Genomic DNA, 21385 nt, shown 5'->3' on the forward strand with positions numbered 1-21385 from the left:
CGATGCAGGACCCGGACATCGCGGAGCTCGTCCGCCGCTGGATCTCCGGCTGGGTCGTCTCCCGGGGCGCCGCCGAACCCGCCGCCGCGCCGTGGGGTTGGAGCATCGACGTGGGCGCCCCGACCGGCGAGGTCGCGCGGCACGTGCTGCCGCACCCCGTCGAGGACGACGTCCGCAAGATCGCCGGGGCGACCACGGCCCCGGGCACCTGGCTCAAGCTGTTCGCGGCGGACGACACCGTCCGCCCGTGGCTGGGGCCCGAGTGGCGGCTGGCCGGGCCGGGCCACCTGATGAGCCTGCCGCTCGACGGCGCCGAACGGCCAGCACCGCCGGCCGGCTACACCGTCACCACCTGGCTCCGCGGCGGCGTCGTCCGCGCCCTGGTCCGCACGTCGGCCGGGCACCTCGCCGCCCGCGGACAGGCGGGCCTGGCGGGCCCGGTCGCCGTGCCGGACCAGATCGTCACCTCCCCCGACCACCGCCGCCGGGGCCTGGGCAGCGTCGTGATGGGCACGCTCCAGCACGCCGCCCGCGAGGCCGGCGCCGCACAGGCGGTCCTGGTCGGCACCCCGGACGGCCGCGCGCTGTACTCGGCGCTCGGCTGGACGGTCCACTCCCCGATGGCGAGCCTCGTCCTCCAGCCGGAGGCCCGGGCGGACGGCGGCCAGCGGGAGGAGGGCGCTCAGCGGTAGGGCAGCAGCTCCGGCCGCTTCGGCGGCCGGCCGTCGCCGGAGGAGCGGCCGGTGAGACGGCGGCCGATCCACGGGCCGAGGTGGGAGCCGATCCAGCGGGCGTCGGCGCCGAGCTTCTCGGCCCGGCCGCGCGGGGCCGCGGGCGGCAGCGGGGCGCGCCAGTCGAAGCCGGCCGGGCGGCCGAGCGCCTCCAGGACCGCGGCCGCGACCCGGCGGTGGCCCTCGGGCGACAGGTGCAAGCGGTCCTCGGCCCAGAGCCGGCGGTCGTCGAAGCAGGGCGCGGAGAAGAGGTCGACCACGGCGATGCCGTCGTCCTGCCCGAGCTCGTGCACGAAGGCCTTCATCCGCAGGATCGCGGGCAGCAGCCGGGCGCCGCCGGCCATCCGGCGGCTCGGGTCGGTGCTGGTGAACATGACGACGGTGGCGCCGCCCGCCCGCAGCCCGGTGGCGCAGCGGCCGAGCAGCCGCTCGACCTCCACGATGTCGCAGCCGGGCCGCAGCACGTCGTTGAGACCGCCGGCGAGGGTGACGAGGTCGGCGCCCATCCCGGCGGCGACGGCGAGCTGTTCGTCGTGGATCTGGCCGATGAGCTTGCCGCGGACGGCGAGGTTGGCGTAGCGGAAGGCGTCGGTACCGCCCGCCGCGTCCGCCTCCTCCGCGAGCGCGGCGGCGACCCGGTCGGCCCAGCCGCGGTAGTGGCCGTCGGGCAGGACGTCGTCGCACATGCCTTCGGTGAAGGAGTCCCCGACGGCGACGTAACTGCGGTACCTGGTGGGCACGGGCGCTCTCCGCTCTCCTCCGACTGCTCCGTGGTCCGACGATCGTACGCTCGGACCGGAGCGGCGCGGTCCGCCGCCCCCGTCAGCCGGAGACGACCCCCGTCAGCCCGTGACGACCGCGACGGCCTCCGCCGGAACCTCCGGCGCCCCCGTGACCCAGTGCTCCCGCACCGCGTCCGTCGGCCGCTGCTCGCCGAGGGACGCCAGCCCCCAGGCGCCCAACGCCTCGATGACGCCCCGCAGTTCGAGTCCCCGCTCGGTGAGCTCGTAGACCGTCGCGCTGGCGGGCGGTTCGAGCCGGCGGCGCAGCACGAGGCCCTCGCCCTCCAGCTGCTTGAGCCGCGCGGCGAGGATGTCGGTGGAGACGCCCGGCAGGTCGGCGTGCAGGTCGGTGTAACGGCGGGGGCCGCGGAGGAGTTCACGGACGATCAGGAGACTCCAGCGCTCCCCCACCGCGTCCAGGGCGCGGGCGACGGCGCAGTACTGGTCGTAGCTTCGGCGTGACATGTGGATCAGCATAGCCAAAAGGTTGGACTTTCCAAGTGCTTACTTGGTAGAACAAAGCTTCAGAGCGCGAACGGGGTGTGACCGTGACGGTCGGGAGGCCGCAGATGGAGTTTCGGCAGTCCAGCAAGCTGAATGACGTGTGCTACGAGATCCGCGGTCCGGTGGTCGACCAGGCCAACGCGCTGGAGGAGGCCGGGCACAGCGTCCTGCGGCTGAACACCGGCAACCCGGCGCCGTTCGGCTTCGAGGCGCCCGAGGAGATCGTCCAGGACATCATCCGCAACCTTCCCAAGGCGCACGGGTACAGCGACTCGCGCGGCATCCTGCCCGCCCGCCGCGCGGTCGTGCAGTACTACCAGCAGCGCGGGGTGGAGGGCGTCGACGTCAACGACGTCTACCTCGGCAACGGCGTCTCCGAGCTGATCCAGATGGCCGTCACGGCGCTCGTCGACGACGGCGACGAGGTGCTCGTCCCGATGCCGGACTACCCGCTGTGGACGGCCGTGGTGCGGCTGGCCGGCGGCAAGGCCGTCCACTACCTGTGCGACGAGGCGGCCGACTGGTACCCGAGCCTGGAGGACATCGCCGCCAAGATCACCGCCCGCACCAAGGCGATCGTGGTCATCAACCCCAACAACCCCACCGGCGCGGTCTACCCGAAGGAACTCCTGGAGGGCATCCTCGACCTCGCCCGGCGCCACCAGCTGATGGTCCTGGCCGACGAGATCTACGACAAGATCCTCTACGACGACACCGAGCACCACTGCCTGGCCGCCCTCGCGGACGACGTCCTCACCCTCACCTTCAACGGCCTCTCCAAGGCCTACCGGGTGGCCGGCTTCCGCAGCGGCTGGCTGGTCGTCTCCGGGCCCAAGCAGCACGCCACGGACTACCTGGAGGGCCTGACGATGCTCTCCGGCATGCGGCTGTGCCCCAACGTGCCCGCGCAGTACGCCGTCCAGGCCGCGCTCGGCGGCCACCAGTCCATCAACGACCTCGTGCTGCCCGGCGGCCGGCTCACCGAGCAGCGGGACGTCGCCCACAAGGCGCTCAACGAGATCCCGGGCGTCAGCTGCGTCAAGCCCAAGGGCGCGCTGTACGCGTTCGCCCGGCTGGACCCGGCGGTGCACAAGATCGTCGACGACGAGCAGTTCGTGCTGGACCTGCTGCTCCGCGAGAAGATCCACGTCGTCCAGGGCACCGGCTTCAACTGGCCCCGCCCGGACCACTTCCGCTTCGTCACCCTCCCCCGGGCCGACGACCTGGAGACGGCGATCAACCGCATCGGGCGCTTCCTCGCGACGTACCGGCAGGTCTGAGGTCCTCGTGCCGTGACCGGAGGGGCGACACGGCGAACCCGTCCGGCCACGGCACTAGGCTGGCGGGCCATGACCGTCCTGCGCTCCGTCGCCCTGTTCGCCCTGGCCGCGCTCGCCGAGATCGGCGGCTGCTGGCTCGTGTGGCAGAGCGTGCGCGAGCAACGGCCCTGGTGGCTGGCGGGCGTGGGCGTGGTGGCGCTCGGCGCGTACGGGTTCGTCGCCGCGCTGCAGCCCGACGGCAACTTCGGCCGCGTCCTGGCCGCGTACGGCGGGGTGTTCGTGGCCGGCTCCCTGCTGTGGGGCATGGCCGTGGACGGTTTCCGGCCGACCCGCTACGACGTGATCGGCGCGCTGGTCTGCCTGGCCGGGGTCGGCGTGATCATGTACGGGCCCCGGCGCTGACCGGGCGGCACCGGAAGGGCCCGGCTCCGAAGGCAAGCCGGCACCGGAAGCACGCCGGCACCGGAAGGGCCCCGGCGCCGAGGGGCGTTCCGCCGGACGGAACGTTTCCTCGGCCCCGGGGCCCCGGGGCTTCCGCCGGCGCCTACCAGCCCCAGCCGCCGCCCTCGCCGTCGTCGTCGCGGCCGGAGTCCCAGCCCTCGCCGACCGTGCGCAGGATCGTGTAGTTGTCGATCTGCGTGCCGTTCTCGGCCAGCGCGGTGACCTTCATGACCGACTTCCGGCCCAGGGGGCCCGGGGTCACGTCGACCTTGATGAAGGAGTAGCCCGTGTAGCGCACCCGCGACCACTGGATGGTCTCGGGGGTCTTCACCCGCCCCTTGCTCCAGTAGTAGCTCTGGACCTCGTCCTGGTGGTTCTCGTGGCCCTCGTAGGTGTCCGGGGTCGCGAAGTTGTACAGGCTGCGCCCGGCGGCACCGGCGGTCACGTAGACCACGCCGTCCTTCTCGGGCTCGATGGTGGCCCCGCTCGGCACCTGCTTCGAGACCTTGTTGCCCAGGATGGCGTCGGTGCGCTCGTAGATGTGGTTGTGGCCGTTGATGACCAGGTCCACCCGGTACTTCTCGAACAGCGGCACCCAGGCCTCGCGGACCCCGCCCTCGGAGGCGTGCGCGACGGTGGTGGAGAAGGCGCAGTGGTGGAAGAAGACCACGATGAAGTCGACGGTCTCGTCGCTGCGCAGGTCCTTGAGGGTGCGCTCCAGCCACTTGGTCTGCCTGCCCGCCGAGAGGCCCAGGTTGGCCGGGATCTCGTAGGAGACGTCGTTGGCGTCCAGCGAGATGACGCCGACGTTCTTGTAGCGGAAGGTGTAGACGCCGGGGACGGCGCGCGGGTCCGGGCCGTTGTCCGGCAGGAAGAAGCGGGTGTTCTCGCCGCCGTAGCCGTTGGGCGAGTACCAGGCCTCGATGTCGTGGTTGCCGTAGGCGACCATCCACGGGATGTCGGCGGCGACCGTCTCGGTCTGGACCAGGAAGGCGTCCCAGGTCTTCGCGTTGTAGACGGACTTGTCCGGGTCGGTGCCGGAGCCGGCCGGGTCGGCGTAGCAGATGTCGCCGGCGTGCAGGTGGAAGGCCGGCTTCTGGGCCTTGATGATGTTGTCGTTGCCCGCCGCGTGCGCACTGACGCCCTGGTCGCCGAACGCGGTGAAGGTGAACGGCTCGTACACCTTGCCCCAGCGGTGGTCACGGGAGGGCGCGGTGCGGAACGTGTGCAACGTGGAGATCCGCTGCTGCGAGGCCGGGTCGAAGCCCTGGTGGCCCACGCCGTAGTAGTACGTGGTGTCCGGCTCCAGGTCCTCCAGCGCCACGTGCAGGTAGTACTGGTCCACCGGCTGCTGGCCCGGGGCCAGGGCGGGGGTGTGGAGCGCCCGCACCTCGGCCTCGACCTTGTGGCCGAGATCCCACGGGTGCTTGCCGAAGCGCAGGAACGGCTTCTTGACCGGCACCGGCACCTGCCACGAGATGCGGAACTGGGTGTCCGGCTCGGCGCCGAACTGGAGGTGACGGCCCACGGGGGCGACCAGCGCACCGTCGATCCCGTCCGTCGTGCCGCCCGTCAGCAGCTGCGGGGTGGCCGGCGCCGCGAACGCGGTGCCGCTGCCCAGCGCACCGCCCACGGCGACCGCACCCACCGTCACCGCACCGGCGCGCAGCATCCGGCGCCGGGAGAAGCGGGCCCGCAGGTACTCGTGCTGCTCGGCCATGCTCATGCGGTCCGCGAGCTCGGCCGGTACGCCCATGTGAGGGATATCCATGCGCCGGACTCTTCCAGCGGCGGGTTGCCCGCGCACGGACGCGCGGTGAACGGGCCGGAGCCCGAAACCCACACGGACGCCAACACCGGGTCAAGGGGAGGCAAAGGACATCGGCCCACACCGGATCACGACGCGCGCCGTGCGGCGGGAGTGACCCCGCGTCCGCCCTCAGCCGGACGGGTCGTCCCAGCTCGTGGCGGTGCGGTTGCCCGTGCCGTCGCAGGTGCGGCAGATCTCGTCGCGGTAGGCGTGCTTGGCTCCGGTCGCGTCCACCCGGTAGCGGACGTACACCCCGGTGCCGTCGCACAGGAAGCAGTTGCCGCCCCCGCCGCCGACCTCCGTCGTCCCGGTGCCCTGGCAGGTGCGGCAGTTGAGACCGGCGGTGCGGCCGGTACCCGCGCAGATGCGGCAGACCGTGGTCATCGTCTTCCTCCCTGGGCGGATCCGCTCGGAGCCACCGGTCATGCTAGTCGGGCCAGTTGACCCCGCGTGAGACTTGTGTGCGCATGATCCGGAACGGTTGCGTCACGACGGTCGGTTCACTCCGGCAGGCCCTCGCGGATCCGGCGCGAGACCGCGACCTCCTGCAGGTCGAGCAGGCCCGGGGGATCGGCCAGCCCGGGGCCGCCCGCGTGCACCCACGCGGCGATCTCGTCGATCATGTCGTCGGCCAGCACCCAGCCCAGCCAGACCGGCCGGCCCCCGGCCGCGCGGCCCTCGCCGGAGGGGCCCACCACGACCACGTTGGAATGCGTGCACGCGTCCAGGCACTTGACCGCCCGCACCCGGCCCGCCGGGCCGACCGCCTCCCGCAGCCGCTCGTACTGGCCGGCGTGGTCCACGCCCGGGTGCTTCTGCTCGGTGCCGCAGCAGCACCCGCGGCAGACCGTGACGGTCACCGGGGAGGCGGCGGCCCGCGGGCGGTCGCGGTCTCGGCGGCTCATGGGTTCGGCTTCTCCTCTGGTCGGCGGCCCGTTCGGCCTCCGCAGCGTACCCGCACGGTTCCGGCCCACCGGCGGGTGCCGCCCACCCGGGGGCGGTCCGTAGGATGCCCCCCATGGGACACGTGACCGCCGACAGCGCCGTACCGCGGATGCGCCTGGACGCGTCCAACGCGGCCAAGGTGGCCACCACCCTCCAGGCCCTGGCCACCCCGTCCCGCCTGCTGATCCTCGGCCGGCTGCGCGAGGGCCCGATGGCCGCCACCGAACTCGCCGAGGCCGTCGGCCTGGAGCAGTCCGCGTGCTCCCACCAGCTGCGTCTGCTGCGCAACCTCGGCCTGGTCGTCGGCGAGCGCCGCGGCCGCTGCGTCGTCTACTCGCTGCACGACGACCACGTGGCCGCCCTGCTCGACCAGGCCGTCTACCACGTCGACCACCTCCGCCTGGGCCTCGCCGACCGGTGAACGGACGACGACTCCGCAGGATCGCGGTCCGGCTCGCGGGACTGCTCGCGGTGGGCCTCGGCCTCGCCGTACTCCTCACCGGCTACGCGACGAAGACCCTGGACGACGACCTGCTGCTCACCGACCGGGTCCGGGCCGAAGACGTGCAGCGCGGCGAGATCCACTACCTCGGCACCCCGCCGGCGACGGACCACGCCTTCCTCGAACGGGTCATGGCCCTCGCCGGGGACCGGATCACCTGCCGGGCCGGGCGGTTCACGCTCAACGGGCGGCCGGTGGACGGCACGTGCCCGCGTGACGTCGACGTCACCGTCCCGCCGGGCAAGGCCTTCGTCGACGACCTGCAGGGCACCGCGACGGTGGACCTGACACAGCTCGGCGAGCGGGTGGTCTGGCACACCGGCACCGAGGTCCGAACGCCTCCCCTGCCGGGCAAGTTGACCGGCGCGATCGTGCTGATCATCCTCGGCCCGCTTCTGGTCCTCGCCCACAGGATCGCCGCCCTCGCCACCGCCGTGAGCTCCAGCCGGACCGAGAAGGCTTCCCACGAAGCGAGCTGACGGTATACGTCAGGCACTCGCCTCCGCCGCCGCACGGCCTGCCGCGCGGCCCGAGAACAGGCAGCCGCCGAGGAACGTCCCCTCCAACGAGCGGTAGCCGTGCACGCCCCCGCCGCCGAAGCCCGCCGCCTCGCCCGCCGCGTAGAGACCCGGGAGCACCTCGCCGTCGGGGCGCAGGACGCGTGAGGCGAGGTCGGTCTCCAGACCGCCCAGGGACTTGCGGGTGAGGATGCCGAGGCGCACGGCGATCAGCGGGGCCGCGGACGGGTCGAGGATGCGGTGCGGGGCGGCGGTGCGCACCAGGCGGTCGCCGAGGTAGCGGCGGGCGCCGTGGATCGCGGTGACCTGGAGGTCCTTGGCGAAGGGGTTGGCCAGCTGCCGGTCGCGGTCCTCCACCGTGCGGCGCAGCTCGTCGGGGTCGATGAGCGGACGGCGGGTCCTGGCGTTCATGCCGCGGGCGAGGTCGGGGAGGTTGCCCGCGACGACGAAGTCGGGCCCGTGCCGCAGGTGGCCCTTGACCGGGCCGGGGGCGCCGGGCAGGGCACGGCCGAGCACGCCGCGCACCGACCGCCCGGTGAGGTCGGGGTTCTGCTCGGAGCCGGAGAGGGTGAACTCCTTCTCGATGATGCGCTGGTTGAGCACGAACCAGGTGTGCTCGTGCCCGGTGGCCATGATGTGTTCGAGCGTCCCGAGGGTGTCGAAGCCGGGGAAGAGCGGCACGGGCAGCCGGCGGCCGGTCGCGTCGAGCCAGAGCGAGGACGGGCCGGGCAGGATGCGGATGCCGTGCCGGGCCCAGATCGGGTCCCAGTTCTCGATGCCCTCGGTGTAGTGCCACATCCGGTCGCCGTTGATCAGGTTCCCGCCGGCCGCGCCGGCGATGCCGAGCATCAGGCCGTCGACGTGCGCGGGCACACCGGAGAGCAGCCGCGCGGGCGGGGTGCCGAGCCGGGCGGGCCAGGCCCCGCGGACGAGTTCGTGGTTGCCGCCGATGCCGCCGGAGGTCACGACCACGGCCTGGGCGCGCAGTTCGAACCGCCCGGCGACGTCCCGCGAGCTGGCCTCGCCGCGGGCAGCCGCACTGGGCTCCAGCACCTCCCCGGTGACGGTGTCGGTGACGCCCGCGGTGGCCGCGAGCCCGGTGACGCGGTGGCGGAACCTCAGGTCGACGAGGCCGCGGGCGGCCGCGGCGCGCACCCGGCGGACGAAGGGTTCGAGCAGACCCGGCCCGGTGCCCCAGGTGATGTGGAAGCGGGGCACCGAGTTGCCCGGCCCGTCGGCGAGGAAGCCGCCGCGCTCGGCCCAACCCACGACCGGGAAGAAGCGCACGCCCATCCCGTGCAGCCAGGCCCGCTTCTCGCCGGCCGCGAATTCGACGTAGGCCTCGGCCCAGCGGCGCGGCCAGGCGTCCTCGGGCCGGTCGAAGCCCGCGGTGCCGAGCCAGTCCTGGAGGGCGAGGGCGTGCGAGTCGCGGATCCGCATCCGGCGCTGCTCGGGGGAGTCGACGAGGAACAGGCCGCCGAAGGACCAGTGCGCCTGGCCGCCGAAGGAGGCCGCGGGTTCCTGGTCGAGGAGGATCACCTTCCGTCCGGCGTCGGCGAGTTCGGCGGTGGCGGTGAGACCGGCGAGTCCCGCTCCGATCACGATGACGTCGGCGTCCAGGGCCATGGCGCAGTCCTCCGTCGCGGGCGTGCGGACGGCGCGGGGACACGGGCGCCGTCGCTGTGCGCCCGATACTGCGGCCTGGGGCGACGTCCGGTCAACCGGCGACGGCCTCAGGTGACAAGCAGTCGCACCAATTCCGCTCCGGGGTGTTTCGGAAATACCTTCGATACACACCGGAGCGGAATTCGAAATAACCGGCGGTCACATCTGACGCATTTTCGAGAAAATCCCCGCCGAGGATGGACGGGCACGAAACCTGGCAGTAACTTACCTGTGAGTAGCTGTGGCGCCCGGCTGGCACGACCCCCACCTCGTCGTTTCTCTCCCCCAGGAGGAACCGTGCTCCGCCCTGCCCGGAATCAGCCCCACCGCGCGCGCGTTCGCCGCGCCCGCAATTCCGCGCTCGCCGCCGTCGCCCTCGGCGCCGCGCTCGCGCTCACCTCGACGACCGCCCAGGCGGCCACCCCCGCCCCGAAGCACTACGTGGCGCTCGGCGACTCCTACGCCGCCGGCGCGGGGGTCCCCGGCCAGTCCGCCGGCCTGTGCCTGCGCTCCGACCACAACTACGGCCACCTCGTCGCCGCCGCCCTGCACGCGGGCGCCTACACCGACGTCACCTGTGCCGCGGCCAAGGTCAAGAACGTCACCGAGCCGCAGTACGACCTGATCCTGAAGGTCAACGACCCCCAGCTGAACGCCGTCACCCCGGACGCCGACCTCATCACCCTCGGCCTCGGCGGCAACGACCTCGGCACCAGCGACATCGGCATCGGCGACATCATCGCCACCTGCATCGCCGGAGCCGTCGTCAACCCGCTCGGCACGCCCTGCCAGGACGTCTACAACCACGGCCACTGGGACTGGAGCAGCTGGAGCTGGCAGTACGGCGAGGACGACCTCGCCGACCGCATCGACGCGGCGCGGCCCCGCCTCGCCGGCGCCCTCGCGGCGATCCACGCCAAGGCCCCCAAGGCCAAGATCCTGCTGGTCGGCTACCCGTCCGTGCTGCCGCCCGACGGCTCGTCCTGCGTGCTGCGCCAGCCCATCGCACCGCGCGACGTCCCGTACCTGTACCGGACGCTGAACAGCCTCAACGCCATGCTCAAGGCCACCGCCGCGAGCAGCGGAGCGGTCTACGTCGACACCGGGACGCCGACCGCCGGGCACGACGCCTGCTCCGACGACCGCTGGGTCGAGGGCGCGCTGCCCGGCTCGCCCGCCGTGCCGTTCCACCCGAACGCGACGGGCGAGAAGGTGATGGCCGACGCGGTGCTGGCCGCGCTGCGCTGACCCCGGAACGACGCGGGGGCGGCGGACCGTTCTCCGGTCCGCCGCCCCCGCCCCGTTCTTCCGCGAGGACCACTCCGCTCGCCCGGCAGGGCCACTCCGCTCTTCCTCGGGAGGACCACCACCACTTCCGGGAGGGGCTACTCCGCCTTGCTGCCCGCCGAGACCAGGCCCGCCGACCACTTCTCCTCGACCTTGCCGTACTTCCAGAACAGGATCGCCCCGGCCCAGGTGACCACGAACAGGCCGACGATCGCGTAACCGACGAAGTTGAGGTCCAGGCCGCCGATCCAGCCGATCGGGCCGGTGGTGATGTCCAGCTTCTCGCCGAGCAGGCCGATCAGCTCGACCAGGCCGATCACCAGCGCCACCAGGACCGACAGGCCGGTGACGGTCAGGTTGTAGTAGATCTTGCGGACCGGGCGGGAGAACGCCCACTCGTAGGCGAAGTTCATGAACGAGCCGTCGATCGTGTCCAGCAGGCTCATCCCCGCCGCGAACAGGATCGGCAGCGTCAGCAGCGCGTACCAGGGCAGCGAGAAGGCCGCCGCGCCGCCCGCCAGCACCAGCAGCGAGACCTCGGTCGCGGTGTCGAAGCCGAGCCCGAACAGCAGGCCCACGGGGTACATGTGCCAGGGCTTGGTGACCGCCCGGGTGACCTTGCCGAGGATGCGGTTCATCAGCCCGCGCTTCTCCAGCTGGCGCTCCAGCTCCTCCTCGTCGTACTCGCCGACGCGCATCTTGCGGAACACCTTGAGGATGCCGTTGAACGCGCCCAGGTTGATCAGGCCGAGCAGCAGCAGGAACGTCCCCGAGACGGTGGTGCCGATCAGGCCCGTCATCCTGTGCAGCGTCGAGTCGTCCGCCTCGACCTGGTCCGCGAGCGAGCGGATGCCGAAGGCCAGCAGGGCGCAGAGGCCGAAGACGATCGAGGAGTGGCCGAGCGAGAACCAGAAGCCGACCGACAGCGGCCGCTTGCCCTGGCCCATCAGCTTGCGGGTGGTGTTGTCGATCGCCGCGATGTGGTCCGCGTCGAAGGCGTGCCGCATGCCCAGGGTGTAGGCGGTGAGGCCCATGCCGGCCCCGAAGACCTGGCCGCCGACGTCGTAGTGCTCGGGCGCGACGAGCGCCAGCAGCGTGACCCAGCCGATCACGTGCAGGGCGAGGATGAAGCCGCCCATGCCGGCCAGGCGGATCCACTCCTCACGGGTGAGGCGGTGCCACCATCTGACGGACGGGGTGCCTGCGGCAGGGGCGGCCATGCGGGGGTCCTTTCGGGGGAGCGGAATGCGGAGCCATCCTTCCGTCCCATAGGAGGCAGTTGCAACCCGTTCGCAAATAATGAAGCACTGCGGACACAATCGCGGGCCGCCGGGCCCCGACGGCCGGCGTCCGGGCCTTCACCACTGCGCCCGATTCATCAGGAAATCAGCCGACTCCTCCCCTAGGGTCGGACTGCCGGCGCTTCCCGCCTGCCGGCCCGCGCCGGCGTCCGTCGGCGTCCGCCGGCACCCACCGGCACTCACCGGCCCGGGACCCGATGGGAGCGGCAATGCCGTCGTACCCCTTCCACACCACCCGCGAGGACGTCCGCATCCCCCTGCCCGACGGCACCGAGCTGTCCGCCCGCGTCTGGCGGCCGGTCAGCGACGAACCCGTCCCCGCCCTCCTGGAGTACTCCGCCGGACGACTCACCGACTGGTCCGCCGCGGACGACGCCCGCCGCCACCCCTGGTACGCCGGCCACGGCTACGCCGCCGTCCGGGTCGACACCCGCGGCCACGGCAACTCCGGCGGCCTGCCCGTCACCCCCGGCGACGACGCGGAGCTCGCCGACGGCACCGCCGTGATCGCCTGGCTCGCCGCCCGCCCGGGGTGCAACGGCCGGGTCGGACTGCTCGGCGTCGGCGCGGCCGGCGCCACGGCCCTGCACCTCGCCGCGCGCTCCCCCGAGACCGTGCGCGCCGTCGTCACCGCCTGCCCCGAGGGCGGCCACCGGCTCGGCGGCGCCGTCCTCGCCGCCGACCTCCACGCCCGGCTCACCGCCCTCGTCGCCTCCGCCGCCCGGCCGCCGGACCCCCGCCACGTCGGCGACGCCTGGCGCCCGCAGTGGCTGGCCCGGCTCGAATCCCTCGAACCGCCCGCCGAACGCTGGCTCGCCGCCGGGGAGACGTCCGTCCCGGTCTCCGCCCCCGCGCTCGCGATCGCCGGCTGGGGCGACCCGTCCTGCTCGTTCGTCCTGCGCCTGCTCGCCACCTCCCCCGAGGCCCGCGCCCTGGTCGGCCCCTGGCCGCACGGCCTGCCCGAGGACACCCTCCCCGAGACCCTGCGCTGGTGGGACCACTGGCTGCGCGACATCGAGACCGGCGCCCTCCGGGAACCCGCCCTGCGCGGCCTGCTCGGCGGCCGGTGGATCGCCGAGGAGGCCTGGCCCTCCCCCGGCGTCCGCGAGATCCACTACGGCCTCGACGGCCAGTTGCAGACCGCCGGCACCACCTCCGACGACCGCTACGTCCACGTCCACTCGCCCCAGCACACCGGTCTCAACGCGGGCGCCTACGTCCCGCTCGGCCGGCCCGCCGACCGGGCGCCGGACCAGCGCGAGGAGGACGGGCGCTCGGTCTGCTTCGACTCCCGACCCCTGCCCGAGCCCGTCGAGGTCCTCGGCATCCCGTCCGTCCGGCTCCGGCTGCGCGAGGACGGGCGGCCGGCGCTGGTCGCCGCGCGGCTGTGCGCGGTCGGGCCGGACGGGACGTCGGAGCTGATCACCCGGGGCGTCCTGGTGACGTCGGGCGAGGCCGAGGTCACCGTCGAACTGGCCGCCTGCGCGTCCTCCGTCCCCGCCGGGCACCGGCTGCGGCTCGCGCTGTCGTCCGCGTACTGGCCGTGGGTGTGGCCCGCCCCCGATGGCGGCGGGTACGCCGTCGACCCGTCGCACAGCACCCTCACCCTGCCCGTCCGCCACCTCGCCGCCGACGCGGGCGCGGCACCGGCGGCCCTGGAACCCCCGGTGCTGCCCGACCCGCTGCCCGTCCACCTCACCGAGCCGCTCACCGCCCGCCCCGAACGCGTCACCGTCCACGACCTCGGCCGCCACGAGTGGCGCACCGAACTCTCCCCCGCCGCCGACGGCACCCGCACCCAGCCCGACGGCCTCGTCCGCGACGAGCACACCGTGACCGCCTACCGCGTCCTCACCGGCGCACCCCTCAGCGCCCAGGCCCGCACCGACCACACCACCCGCCTGGAACGCCCCGACCTCGGCTGGGACGTCACCCTCCAGACCCGCGCCCAACTCCGCTGCGACGCCACCCACTTCATCAGCATCGTCCAGCTCCGCGCGCTGGAGGCGGGCTCGGTCGTCTTCACGCGGGAATGGCAGCACCGCGTACCACGGAACTGACACTGCTTGTAAAGTAATCCTTATACATTTGCGCTGGGATCATCGACATCTTTATATTCGGCGCCATGAAGACCCTCGGCCTGATCGGCGGCATGAGCTGGGAATCCACCGCCGAGTACTACCGCCTCCTCAACGAACTCACCCGTGAACGCCTCGGCGGCCTGCACTCCGCCCCCCTCGTGCTCTACTCCGTCGACTTCGCCACCGTCGAACACCTCCAGGCCGAGGGCCGCTGGACCGAGGCGGGCGAACTCCTCGCCGACGCCGCGCGCGCCCTGGAAGCGGCCGGCGCCGACCTCCTGCTGATCTGCACCAACACCATGCACAAGGTCGCCGACCAGGTCGCGTCCGCCGTCACCATCCCCCTCCTCCACCTCGCCGACGCCACCGCGACGGCCGTCCGCACCGCCGGCCTGCGCCGCGTCGGACTCCTGGGGACGGCGTTCACGATGGAACAGGACTTCTATCGCGGCCGGCTGGCCTCCAGCGGCGGCCTGGACGTCCTCGTCCCGGGCCCGGAGAGCCGTGCCCTCGTGCACCGGATCATCTACGAGGAGCTGTGCGTCGGCATCGTCCGCGAGGAATCCCGCGCCGCCTACCGCCAGGTGATCGCCGACCTGGTCGCGGCGGGCGCCGAGGGCATCATCCTCGGCTGCACCGAGATCGAACTCCTCATCCGCCCCGACGACAGCCCCGTCCCCGTCTTCCCCACCGCCCGTCTCCACGCCGAAGCGGCCATCGCGGCGGCGCTGGCCTGAGCTGCACATTTGATGGACTGTCAGATCATCTCGATAGCCTTCCCCTGTGGAAGACGTGACAAATGAACTACTCCTCGAGGAGCTGATGGCCCTCGGCGGCTGCGGCGTCCACGACCGCTACCAACGCGAAACCGAGTCCAGCCTTCACTGCGAACTGCTCCCCGTGGCGATCTCGTTCCTCCGGCGCATCGCCAAGGGAGGCAGGTGGCTGCGCTCTCCGATGCAGTTCCAGGACGCCCTCGTCGACACCACGGCCTTGGCCGAGACACTCCTGAAGATCCTCAAGGACATCGAGGACCGGATGGACTCGATCGCCAAGAAGACCACCCCCGTGATGGCCGCCTGCGGCAGCTACCTCTTCGAGCGAAGGCACGAGGTCTACTACTGGCTGGACCGCACGGGGGAGACCGCGCTCAACGCGTGCTGTTCGCTGGCCGAACTCATTCGGACGTCCGCGCGGAAGCGGTACGAGCAAAGTCGGGAAGTCCAGAACGCGAAGCGGTTCAGAGGCGTCCCGCTGCTTGAACAGCCGGACGCGCTGGCCGATCTGGACTCCGTGATCACGCGAGCAGCGGAGAACCTGCTCGAGGTGCTGGAAAAGGAGCCCGCCGTTCTGTTCGAACCCGGCAGCAGGATCCCGCTCGTTGCGATCAACAGCCTCAGTCCCGGCGACTTCGAACTGCTCGTGGCGGCCCTGCTGGAACGCGACGGCTTCACCGTGGAGCGGGCGGCCGGCCGCTCCGGCGACAATGCCGCGGACTGCATCGCCGTCGGACCCATGGGCCTTCGCTATGCCGTGCAGGTGAAGCACACCAAGACTCGACGTAACATCGGCCCGGATCCAGCGCGCTTGCTGGTTGCGACCCTCCGGGAGTTCCACAAGGCAGACATCGCCCTGGTCGTCACCAATGGCGGCTTCACCAAGGCCGCATTGACCGAGGCCCCGAAGATCCGCGCGCTGCTCGTCGACCAGTACAGACTCGAACGGTGGGCCGAGCACGGGGAATCGCTGGTCGACGTCCTCAGCCGCTGAGCCGCCCCACCGGGATCAGGCGGCGAGGGGCGTGAGGAAGATCCAGAGGTGGCCGAACGGGTCGCGGAGCATCGACTGGCGGGCGCCGTAGGGCATGTCGGCGGGCTCGGAGAGGAGTTCGGCACCAGCCGCGACGGCCTGGGAGGTGAGGGCGTCGACATCGGGGACGTAGACGTGCAGGGCGACGGAGGTCACGGTGGCGGACGGGGGCGCGAAGGGGGCCAGATGGGCGTCGCCGAGCATGAGGGTGGCGCCGTGGATGCCGATCTCGGCGTGGACGATCCGACCGTCGTCGCCGTCCAGCCGGAACAGCTCGGTGGCGTCGAAGGCGTTCTCGTAGAAACGGATCGCCTCGGCGGCACCGTCGAGCATGATGTGCGGGATGACCGTGCGCTGGTGGTGCTCGGGAATCTGCATGAACCGTACGGTAGACCGGGTTGATCACCTGCGCATCGGACCGGAGGAGGGCCCGGCCTAGGTCCGGGGATGCACGACCTCGGCCCCAGGGCGGGCAGAATGGCGCGATGGACCAGCCCGCCGCCACGCCCTACTGGAACACCAACGTCGCCCGCCACCCGGGCATCCTCCGCGCCGTCCCCGCCGCCTGCCGAACCGCGCTGGACGTCGGGTGCGGGGACGGGCTGCTCGCGGTGAAGCTCGCCGGGCGGGTGTCGAAGGTCGTGGGTGTCGACAAGTCGCCGGAGATGATCGCCGCCGCACGCGCGCGAGCCGACCTCGAATTCCTCGCCGGGGACTTCCTCGACATCGAACTCCCGCACGCCGAATACGACTTCATCTGCTCGGTGACGACCATCCACCACATGGACTTCGAGGCGGCACTCACCCGCATGCGCGAACTGCTGCGCCCCGGAGGTGTCCTGGTGGTCGTCGGCCTGGCGAGGGAGGCGAGCGCGGCGGACTGGGCCCTGCTCGTCGCGTCGGCACCGCTCGTCCGGGCCGTGAAGTGGCTGCGGCGCGCAAGTGCGCCCGAGGGCATGCCGGTGGCGGACGCGTCGCTGAGCTACGCCCAGGTACGAGCCGCTGCACGGCGCCTGCTCCCCGGCGTGCGGTACCGGCGGCACGTGCTGCGCCGGTACTCCCTGACGTGGACGAAGCCCGCCCAGCGGGCCGCGTCCGCCGGGCGGGGCGGATTCAGTCCGAGTTCGCCCCCACCAGCACCGCCGGCCCGTCCGGCGTGATCACCGGCACCCAGGCCTCTCGGTCTCACGGATCCGGCTCTCGTCCAGGCACGACGGGCGCGGCTCCCCGGTGGTCCCGTCACATGCCCAGTAGTGAATGGCCTCGACGACTCGCTCGCCATCATCACCGACCAGAGGGACGAGCTCACATGACGTTCCATACCGACGCCGCCGCCCTCCCGCTCATCTGGCGCAAGTCCTCACACGGCAACGACTCCGGCAACTGCGTCGAGTTCGCCCTCGCCGACGGCCGGACATCCTTCATCCGTGACTCGAAGGATCCATCCGGGCCGACGTTGGTCTTCCCCCCATCCCTGTGGTCAGCCGAACAGGCCCAAATCCCATCGGGCGTCCGTGATCCAGCGCAGCACACCCAAGCGTTCGTCGGAGATCACGAGTTGATCGTCCCGGACGACGCCGGCGCCGGTACCTCGATGATGAGCAGAGTGCCGCGACTGCCCGGACGTACTGCGTGCACTGCACCTCCCGGGATTCGGCACAGCTCACCCGATTCGATCGTGAAGTCCTCTCCGTCCACCACCAATTCCAGTCGGCCATCCACCACGACCAGTGCCTCCGCCGTCGCATGCGCCTCGGGTGGCAGCGGGCGGCCGTCCATCCGCAGCACCTTCACCGCCGCCGTCCCGACCTCGGCGAGGACCGCCGACTCCCAGGCCCCGGGCAGGGACGAAGCGGTGTGGACCAGGTTCATGGCATGCCTCCCGGCGGGCCGACCGACCCGTCGAGGGCAGGCGTCCGCCTTGTCGTCGTGCTCGGTGGATGTCCAGGACGCTACGCGACCTGCGCGGACGATTGGTCGACCGTTCGGTAAAACCTGCGAGTAGGCTCCGCGCATGACGGACGAGGTCGGCGCACGGGCGCTCTACGAGGCACTGCTGGACTACGAGGGCGCGGACGCCTACCCCGATGTCGTCACCCCCTGGCTCGACCGGGCACTTCGCGCCGGTCACCGCGAGGCGCTCGCCACCGCGGCCCGGTTCCGGACCTGGTGGGAGGATCCGGGCGGGCGCGAACTCACCTGGGAGCTCTACGCGTTGAGCCGCGTGAGCGATCACCTCCTCCTCGAAGGCTCCCGGAACCGACAGCAGTACCTCGCCTTCTTCGCCGCGCTCGGCATGACCCCCATCGAGGACGACGGGCCCGCGTTCGACCCGTTCCACCACGAGATCGCCGAGGTCGAGCAGGCCGACGACCCGAACGCGCCCATCGAGGTGATCGGTCTGCACTGGCCCGGACTGATGCTCGGCGAGTTGCTCTTCGGCCGGGCCGGCGCACGGGTCCGGGCCGGTGCCGCACACGCGGAGCGCGGGGTCGCCGACGCCTGGCCGCTCTACTGGACGTTCCGCCGGCGCCACCGCCCGACCGTCGACCTCTCGCAGGGCTGGGGCAGCAACTCCCAGTGGCGCACCGCACTGCGCCTCGACTACCGGACGGCCGACGGCGACCACCTCAACGTCGCCGAGAGCGTGCCGATCGACGGCCGCCCCGACCTGCCCGCGGACCACCCGAAGAACCTGGGCGAGGACGACCGCCTCCTGACCCCCACCGAGCGCCGCGAACTGCTGCGCCACCGCACCTTCCTGCGCGCCCCCGGCGCCGTCGACGCCCTGGCGCGCTCCGAGCGCTGGCAACGGGACTTCTTCCCGTTCGAGTGGAGCCTCGACGCTCCGCACGGACCTCGCCGATGACGTGCCGGGCGATGGACACCGTCCGCGCGTTCGTGTCCCGGGAGCAGTCGAGCTCCAGCAGGGCGACGGACAGCGCCCAGCCGTGCCACCACCCCGAGCGGCCCGCAAGCGACTACCGCACCGCCAGGTCCTGACTCCCGACCACCTTGAGCAGCCGGAGCGCCTCGTGCGAGGGCGTGCCGGGCGCGGCGGTGTACAGGATGATCCACTGATCGCGCCGCGGGTCGTGCAGGGCCTCGCAGTCGAGGTCGAGCGGGCCCACGACCGGGTGCAGGATGCGCTTGCGGTTCGAGCGGCTGACGGACACGTCCTGCCGCGCCCACAGCTCACGGAACTCGGCGCTGACCGCCAGCAGCCGGTCGACCAGGCCCCGCACGCCGGGATCGGAGGGGTAGCGGGCGGTGGCCGTCCGCAGGTCGGCCACCGCGCTGCGGCCGAACTGCTCGACGCCGGCCGGGTCGTGGCGCGCGCGGGTCGCCGGGTCGGTGAAGAAGCGCCAGATCAGGTTGCGTTCGACGGGCGGCAGCGCGGAGTAGTCGCCGAGCAGGGCGGCCGCCATGGCGTTCCAGGCGAGCAGGTCGCGGACGGCGCTGCACACGATCGCCGGGGTGTCGTCGAGCCGGTCCAGCAGGTGCAGGACGCCCGGCCGGACCTCGCGGTCCGGACCCGGCGGCGGCCCGGGCGGCTCGCCGGCGAGGTGGTGCAGGTGGGCGCGCTCGTCGTCGGACAGGCGCAGCGCCCGGCTGATCGCCCCGATCATCTGCCGGGACGGCCGCGGCCCGCGGCCCTGTTCGAGGCGGATGTAGTACTCCACGGACATGCCCGCGAGCTGGGCGACCTCCTGGCGGCGCAGGCCCGGGGTGCGGCGGCGGCCGCCGGCCGGCAGGCCGACGTCGGACGGCTGCACGCGCTCCCGCCAGCGCCGCAGGAAGGCGGCGAGCTCGGCCCGATCGACGTGTTCCACGCGCTCCAGTGTGCCCGCCGGAGCGACTCGTCACCATGGCACCGCCGGTACCACCCTCGGCAGTGCTCTCCCGGCGCGGGCCGCACCGGGCCAGGCTCGACGGCATGACCAAGCGCATCATCCTCATCACCGGCGCCAACAAGGGCGTCGGATTCGCCGCCGCCCGCGAACTGGCCGGGGCCGGCCACACCGTGCTGATCGGCGCCCGCGACCACGCACGCGGCACCGCGGCCGCCGCCGAACTCGCCGCCGAGGGGCTCGACGCCCGCTTCGTGCGCCTCGACGTGACGGACCCGGCGACGATCGCCGCCGCCGCCGAGCGGATCGAGGCCGAGCACGGCCGGCTCGACACCCTCGTCAACAACGCGGGCATCACCCGCGACTGGCAGCACACTCCCGATCGACTGCCCGTCGCCGCGCTGCGCGAGGTGTACGAGACGAACGTGTTCGGCGTCGTCGCCGTGACCAACGCGCTGCTCCCGCTGCTGCGCCGCTCGGACGCCGGCTGCGTGTGCAACGTCTCCAGCGGGCTCGGCAGCACGGCGTTCCTCGCCGATCCGGACTCGCCCATCTGGGAGCACGCGACGCTGCTCGCGTACAACACCTCCAAGGCCGCGCTCAACGCCGTCACGCTGGTCTACGCCCGGGCCCTGCGGGACGCCGGCGTGCGGTTCAGCGCCGTCGAACCCGGGCACTGCGCCACGGACCTGAACCACCACACCGGCTCGCTCACCGCCGAGGAGGGCGGCCGACGGATCGCCGCGCAGGTGACGGCGGCGGCCGGGGGCCCCACCGGCCGCTTCCTCAGCGAGTACGGCAGCACCTACCCCTGGTAGCCGCCGATCAGTTCGGGCAGCTTCCGCATGTCGTCGAAGACGACCGTGTCCGGCCCGGCCAGGCGCTCGGCCGGGGTGAGCCCGCCCGCGTAGCCGAGGGCGCGCATCCCGGCGGCGCGGGCGGCCTGCACGCCGGGCAGGCTGTCCTCGACGACGACGCACGCGGCTGGGTCGACGCCCATGGTCCGCGCCGCGTGCAGGAAGAGGTCGGGCGCGGGCTTTCCGCGCCCGACCTCGGTGGCGCTGAAGATGCGCCCGGCGAAGTGGTCGTACAGGCCGGTGCGGCCGAGGGTGTGCCGCATCTTGTCGTGCGAGCCGCTGGACGCGACGCAGGTCGGCAGGGCGATCGCGGCGAGCGCCTCGCGGATCCCGGGGACCGGCTCCAACTCGGCGTCCACGGCCTCGGCGTGGAGCTCGACGAAGCGCTCGCGCCACCGGTCGGCGGTGGCCCCGCCGAGCCGCTCGGCGACCACCGCGTGGTTGGCGGCCTCGGAGCGGCCGATGAAGTGCTCGACCACGTCCGGCAGGGTCAGCGGCCAGCCCAGCTCCGCGCCCAGCCGCATCTGGACGCGGGCGGCGATGACCTCGCTGTCCACGAGGACGCCGTCGCAGTCGAATATCACCAGTTCAATCGGCTTGATCATCCGGCCAGCTTAGGGGCCAGCCGGACGCGGTGCCGGCCGGTGTCCAACTCCTCCGGGACGACGGCGATTTCGACCCTCTCCTCGCCCCCAGGGCGGCAACGCTCACCCCGGCGTCGAGCGCGAGGCCTGCGACGGTGGTCGTGCGGGCCTGCGCGTGGCTCTCGGGGGAGCGGTGGTCGTCGGAGCCTCTCAGGCGCAGGACGGGAGGCATGCCGCGCAGTCCAGTCGGCGGGGCCGGCCGGACTGCGCGGCAGGGGATCCGCCGTCAGACCGCCGTCAGCCGGTCTGGATGGAGGTGTCGTCGATCACGAAGCTGGTCTGCAGCGAGGCGTCCTCGGTGCCGGTGAACTTGAGCGTGACGCTCTTGCCCGCGTACGCCGACAGGTCGAAGGTCCGCTGCTGGTAGCCGGCCGCCG

At 72.6% G+C, this 21385-nt stretch carries 22 protein-coding genes and 2 pseudogenes; 13 read left to right on the plus strand and 11 right to left on the minus strand.

All coding sequences use genetic code 11. The annotated features are described in order from the left end of the window. Positions 1 to 2 precede the first annotated feature (2 nt). Complete coding sequence (locus PUR71_RS06365) at positions 3 to 692, plus strand: GNAT family N-acetyltransferase (protein WP_329925340.1); 690 nt, start codon at positions 3 to 5, stop codon at positions 690 to 692. On the opposite strand, the gene PUR71_RS06370 is transcribed toward PUR71_RS06365, so the two are convergent. Together PUR71_RS06370 and PUR71_RS06375 are read right to left on the minus strand one after the other, a co-directional pair. Further along, positions 683 to 1471, minus strand: a complete 789-nt coding sequence (locus PUR71_RS06370) for an SGNH/GDSL hydrolase family protein (RefSeq protein ID WP_329925341.1) — start codon at positions 1469 to 1471, stop codon at positions 683 to 685. The genes PUR71_RS06365 and PUR71_RS06370 overlap by 10 nt on opposite strands. A 156-nt stretch (positions 1472 to 1627) precedes the next feature. Further along, a pseudogene (locus PUR71_RS06375) lies at positions 1628 to 1978 on the minus strand (winged helix-turn-helix transcriptional regulator); the annotation flags it as partial. Positions 1979 to 2082: 104 nt separating this feature from the next. Between PUR71_RS06375 and PUR71_RS06380 the strand changes: the two are divergent. Both PUR71_RS06380 and PUR71_RS06385 read left to right on the plus strand, forming a co-directional pair. Further along, a complete protein-coding gene (locus PUR71_RS06380; RefSeq protein WP_329925342.1) occupies positions 2083 to 3297 on the plus strand; it encodes a pyridoxal phosphate-dependent aminotransferase in 1215 nt (404 codons plus the stop codon). A 69-nt stretch (positions 3298 to 3366) separates the two neighbouring features. Continuing rightward, a complete protein-coding gene (locus PUR71_RS06385) occupies positions 3367 to 3699 on the plus strand; it encodes a YnfA family protein (protein ID WP_329925343.1) in 333 nt (110 codons plus the stop codon). A 142-nt stretch (positions 3700 to 3841) separates the two neighbouring features. On the opposite strand, the gene PUR71_RS06390 is transcribed toward PUR71_RS06385, so the two are convergent. The 3 genes from PUR71_RS06390 to PUR71_RS06400 form a co-directional block, all read right to left on the minus strand. Continuing rightward, positions 3842 to 5509: a purple acid phosphatase family protein gene (locus PUR71_RS06390; RefSeq protein WP_329925344.1), complete on the minus strand. Its 1668-nt coding sequence runs from the start codon at positions 5507 to 5509 to the stop codon at positions 3842 to 3844. Between the two features lie 168 nt (positions 5510 to 5677). Continuing rightward, positions 5678 to 5932, minus strand: coding sequence for a hypothetical protein (locus PUR71_RS06395; protein WP_329925345.1), 255 nt, complete (start codon positions 5930 to 5932; stop codon positions 5678 to 5680). Between the two features lie 116 nt (positions 5933 to 6048). Next, positions 6049 to 6453 (minus strand): (2Fe-2S) ferredoxin domain-containing protein, encoded by a 405-nt coding sequence (locus PUR71_RS06400; RefSeq protein WP_329925346.1) that lies wholly within the window; start codon positions 6451 to 6453, stop codon positions 6049 to 6051. A gap of 113 nt (positions 6454 to 6566) precedes the next feature. On the opposite strand from PUR71_RS06400, the gene PUR71_RS06405 reads away from it, so the two are divergent. Next, complete coding sequence (locus tag PUR71_RS06405) at positions 6567 to 6914, plus strand: ArsR/SmtB family transcription factor (RefSeq protein WP_329925347.1); 348 nt, start codon at positions 6567 to 6569, stop codon at positions 6912 to 6914. Next, positions 6911 to 7474 (plus strand): S26 family signal peptidase, encoded by a 564-nt coding sequence (locus PUR71_RS06410; RefSeq protein ID WP_329925348.1) that lies wholly within the window; start codon positions 6911 to 6913, stop codon positions 7472 to 7474. The genes PUR71_RS06405 and PUR71_RS06410 overlap by 4 nt, the downstream gene beginning before the upstream one ends. Positions 7475 to 7483: 9 nt before the next feature. On the opposite strand, the gene PUR71_RS06415 is transcribed toward PUR71_RS06410, so the two are convergent. Further along, on the minus strand, positions 7484 to 9250 hold the full coding sequence (locus PUR71_RS06415; RefSeq protein ID WP_443077393.1) for an FAD-binding dehydrogenase: 1767 nt from the start codon (positions 9248 to 9250) through the stop codon (positions 7484 to 7486). Positions 9251 to 9475: 225 nt separating this feature from the next. On the opposite strand from PUR71_RS06415, the gene PUR71_RS06420 reads away from it, so the two are divergent. Continuing rightward, complete coding sequence (locus tag PUR71_RS06420; RefSeq protein WP_329925350.1) at positions 9476 to 10426, plus strand: SGNH/GDSL hydrolase family protein; 951 nt, start codon at positions 9476 to 9478, stop codon at positions 10424 to 10426. 137 nt (positions 10427 to 10563) lie between these two features. Here the strand turns inward: PUR71_RS06420 and PUR71_RS06425 are convergent, their stop codons facing one another. After that, positions 10564 to 11685 (minus strand): HoxN/HupN/NixA family nickel/cobalt transporter, encoded by a 1122-nt coding sequence (locus tag PUR71_RS06425; RefSeq protein WP_329925351.1) that lies wholly within the window; start codon positions 11683 to 11685, stop codon positions 10564 to 10566. A gap of 290 nt (positions 11686 to 11975) precedes the next feature. Here PUR71_RS06425 and PUR71_RS06430 point away from each other — a divergent pair, with 290 nt between their 5' ends. The 3 genes from PUR71_RS06430 to PUR71_RS06440 all read left to right on the plus strand — a co-directional run bounded on the left by PUR71_RS06430 (position 11976) and on the right by PUR71_RS06440 (position 15617). Next, complete coding sequence (locus tag PUR71_RS06430) at positions 11976 to 13826, plus strand: CocE/NonD family hydrolase (RefSeq protein ID WP_329925352.1); 1851 nt, start codon at positions 11976 to 11978, stop codon at positions 13824 to 13826. 65 nt (positions 13827 to 13891) lie between these two features. Further along, positions 13892 to 14584: an aspartate/glutamate racemase family protein gene (locus tag PUR71_RS06435; RefSeq protein WP_329925353.1), complete on the plus strand. Its 693-nt coding sequence runs from the start codon at positions 13892 to 13894 to the stop codon at positions 14582 to 14584. A gap of 46 nt (positions 14585 to 14630) precedes the next feature. Beyond that, positions 14631 to 15617, plus strand: a complete 987-nt coding sequence (locus PUR71_RS06440) for a restriction endonuclease (RefSeq protein ID WP_329925354.1) — start codon at positions 14631 to 14633, stop codon at positions 15615 to 15617. A gap of 15 nt (positions 15618 to 15632) precedes the next feature. On the opposite strand, the gene PUR71_RS06445 is transcribed toward PUR71_RS06440, so the two are convergent. Continuing rightward, positions 15633 to 16034: a VOC family protein gene (locus PUR71_RS06445; protein ID WP_329925355.1), complete on the minus strand. Its 402-nt coding sequence runs from the start codon at positions 16032 to 16034 to the stop codon at positions 15633 to 15635. Between the two features lie 107 nt (positions 16035 to 16141). Here PUR71_RS06445 and PUR71_RS41115 point away from each other — a divergent pair, with 107 nt between their 5' ends. Continuing rightward, on the plus strand, positions 16142 to 16816 hold the full coding sequence (locus tag PUR71_RS41115; RefSeq protein WP_443077391.1) for a class I SAM-dependent methyltransferase: 675 nt from the start codon (positions 16142 to 16144) through the stop codon (positions 16814 to 16816). 149 nt (positions 16817 to 16965) lie between these two features. Then, positions 16966 to 17130: pseudogene (locus PUR71_RS06460) on the plus strand (DUF397 domain-containing protein); the annotation flags it as partial. Between the two features lie 77 nt (positions 17131 to 17207). Here PUR71_RS06460 and PUR71_RS06465 read toward each other — a convergent pair. Further along, positions 17208 to 17528, minus strand: a complete 321-nt coding sequence (locus PUR71_RS06465; protein ID WP_329925356.1) for a cupin domain-containing protein — start codon at positions 17526 to 17528, stop codon at positions 17208 to 17210. A gap of 142 nt (positions 17529 to 17670) precedes the next feature. Between PUR71_RS06465 and PUR71_RS06470 the strand changes: the two genes are divergently transcribed. Then, a complete protein-coding gene (locus PUR71_RS06470) occupies positions 17671 to 18525 on the plus strand; it encodes a hypothetical protein (protein WP_329925357.1) in 855 nt (284 codons plus the stop codon). 112 nt (positions 18526 to 18637) lie between these two features. Here PUR71_RS06470 and PUR71_RS06475 read toward each other — a convergent pair whose 3' ends face one another. Continuing rightward, entirely contained in the window at positions 18638 to 19489 is an 852-nt protein-coding gene (locus PUR71_RS06475) for a helix-turn-helix transcriptional regulator (RefSeq protein WP_329925358.1), read from the minus strand. Positions 19490 to 19593: 104 nt separating this feature from the next. Here PUR71_RS06475 and PUR71_RS06480 point away from each other — a divergent pair, with 104 nt between their 5' ends. Beyond that, complete coding sequence (locus PUR71_RS06480; protein ID WP_329925359.1) at positions 19594 to 20325, plus strand: SDR family NAD(P)-dependent oxidoreductase; 732 nt, start codon at positions 19594 to 19596, stop codon at positions 20323 to 20325. On the opposite strand, the gene PUR71_RS06485 is transcribed toward PUR71_RS06480, so the two are convergent. After that, a complete protein-coding gene (locus PUR71_RS06485) occupies positions 20313 to 20969 on the minus strand; it encodes an HAD family hydrolase (RefSeq protein WP_329925360.1) in 657 nt (218 codons plus the stop codon). The two genes, PUR71_RS06480 and PUR71_RS06485, sit on opposite strands and share 13 nt — an antisense overlap. Between the last annotated feature and the right edge of the window lie 416 nt (positions 20970 to 21385).

This window comes from Streptomyces sp. SP17BM10, from assembly GCF_036322405.1.
Lineage (GTDB): Bacteria > Actinomycetota > Actinomycetes > Streptomycetales > Streptomycetaceae > Kitasatospora.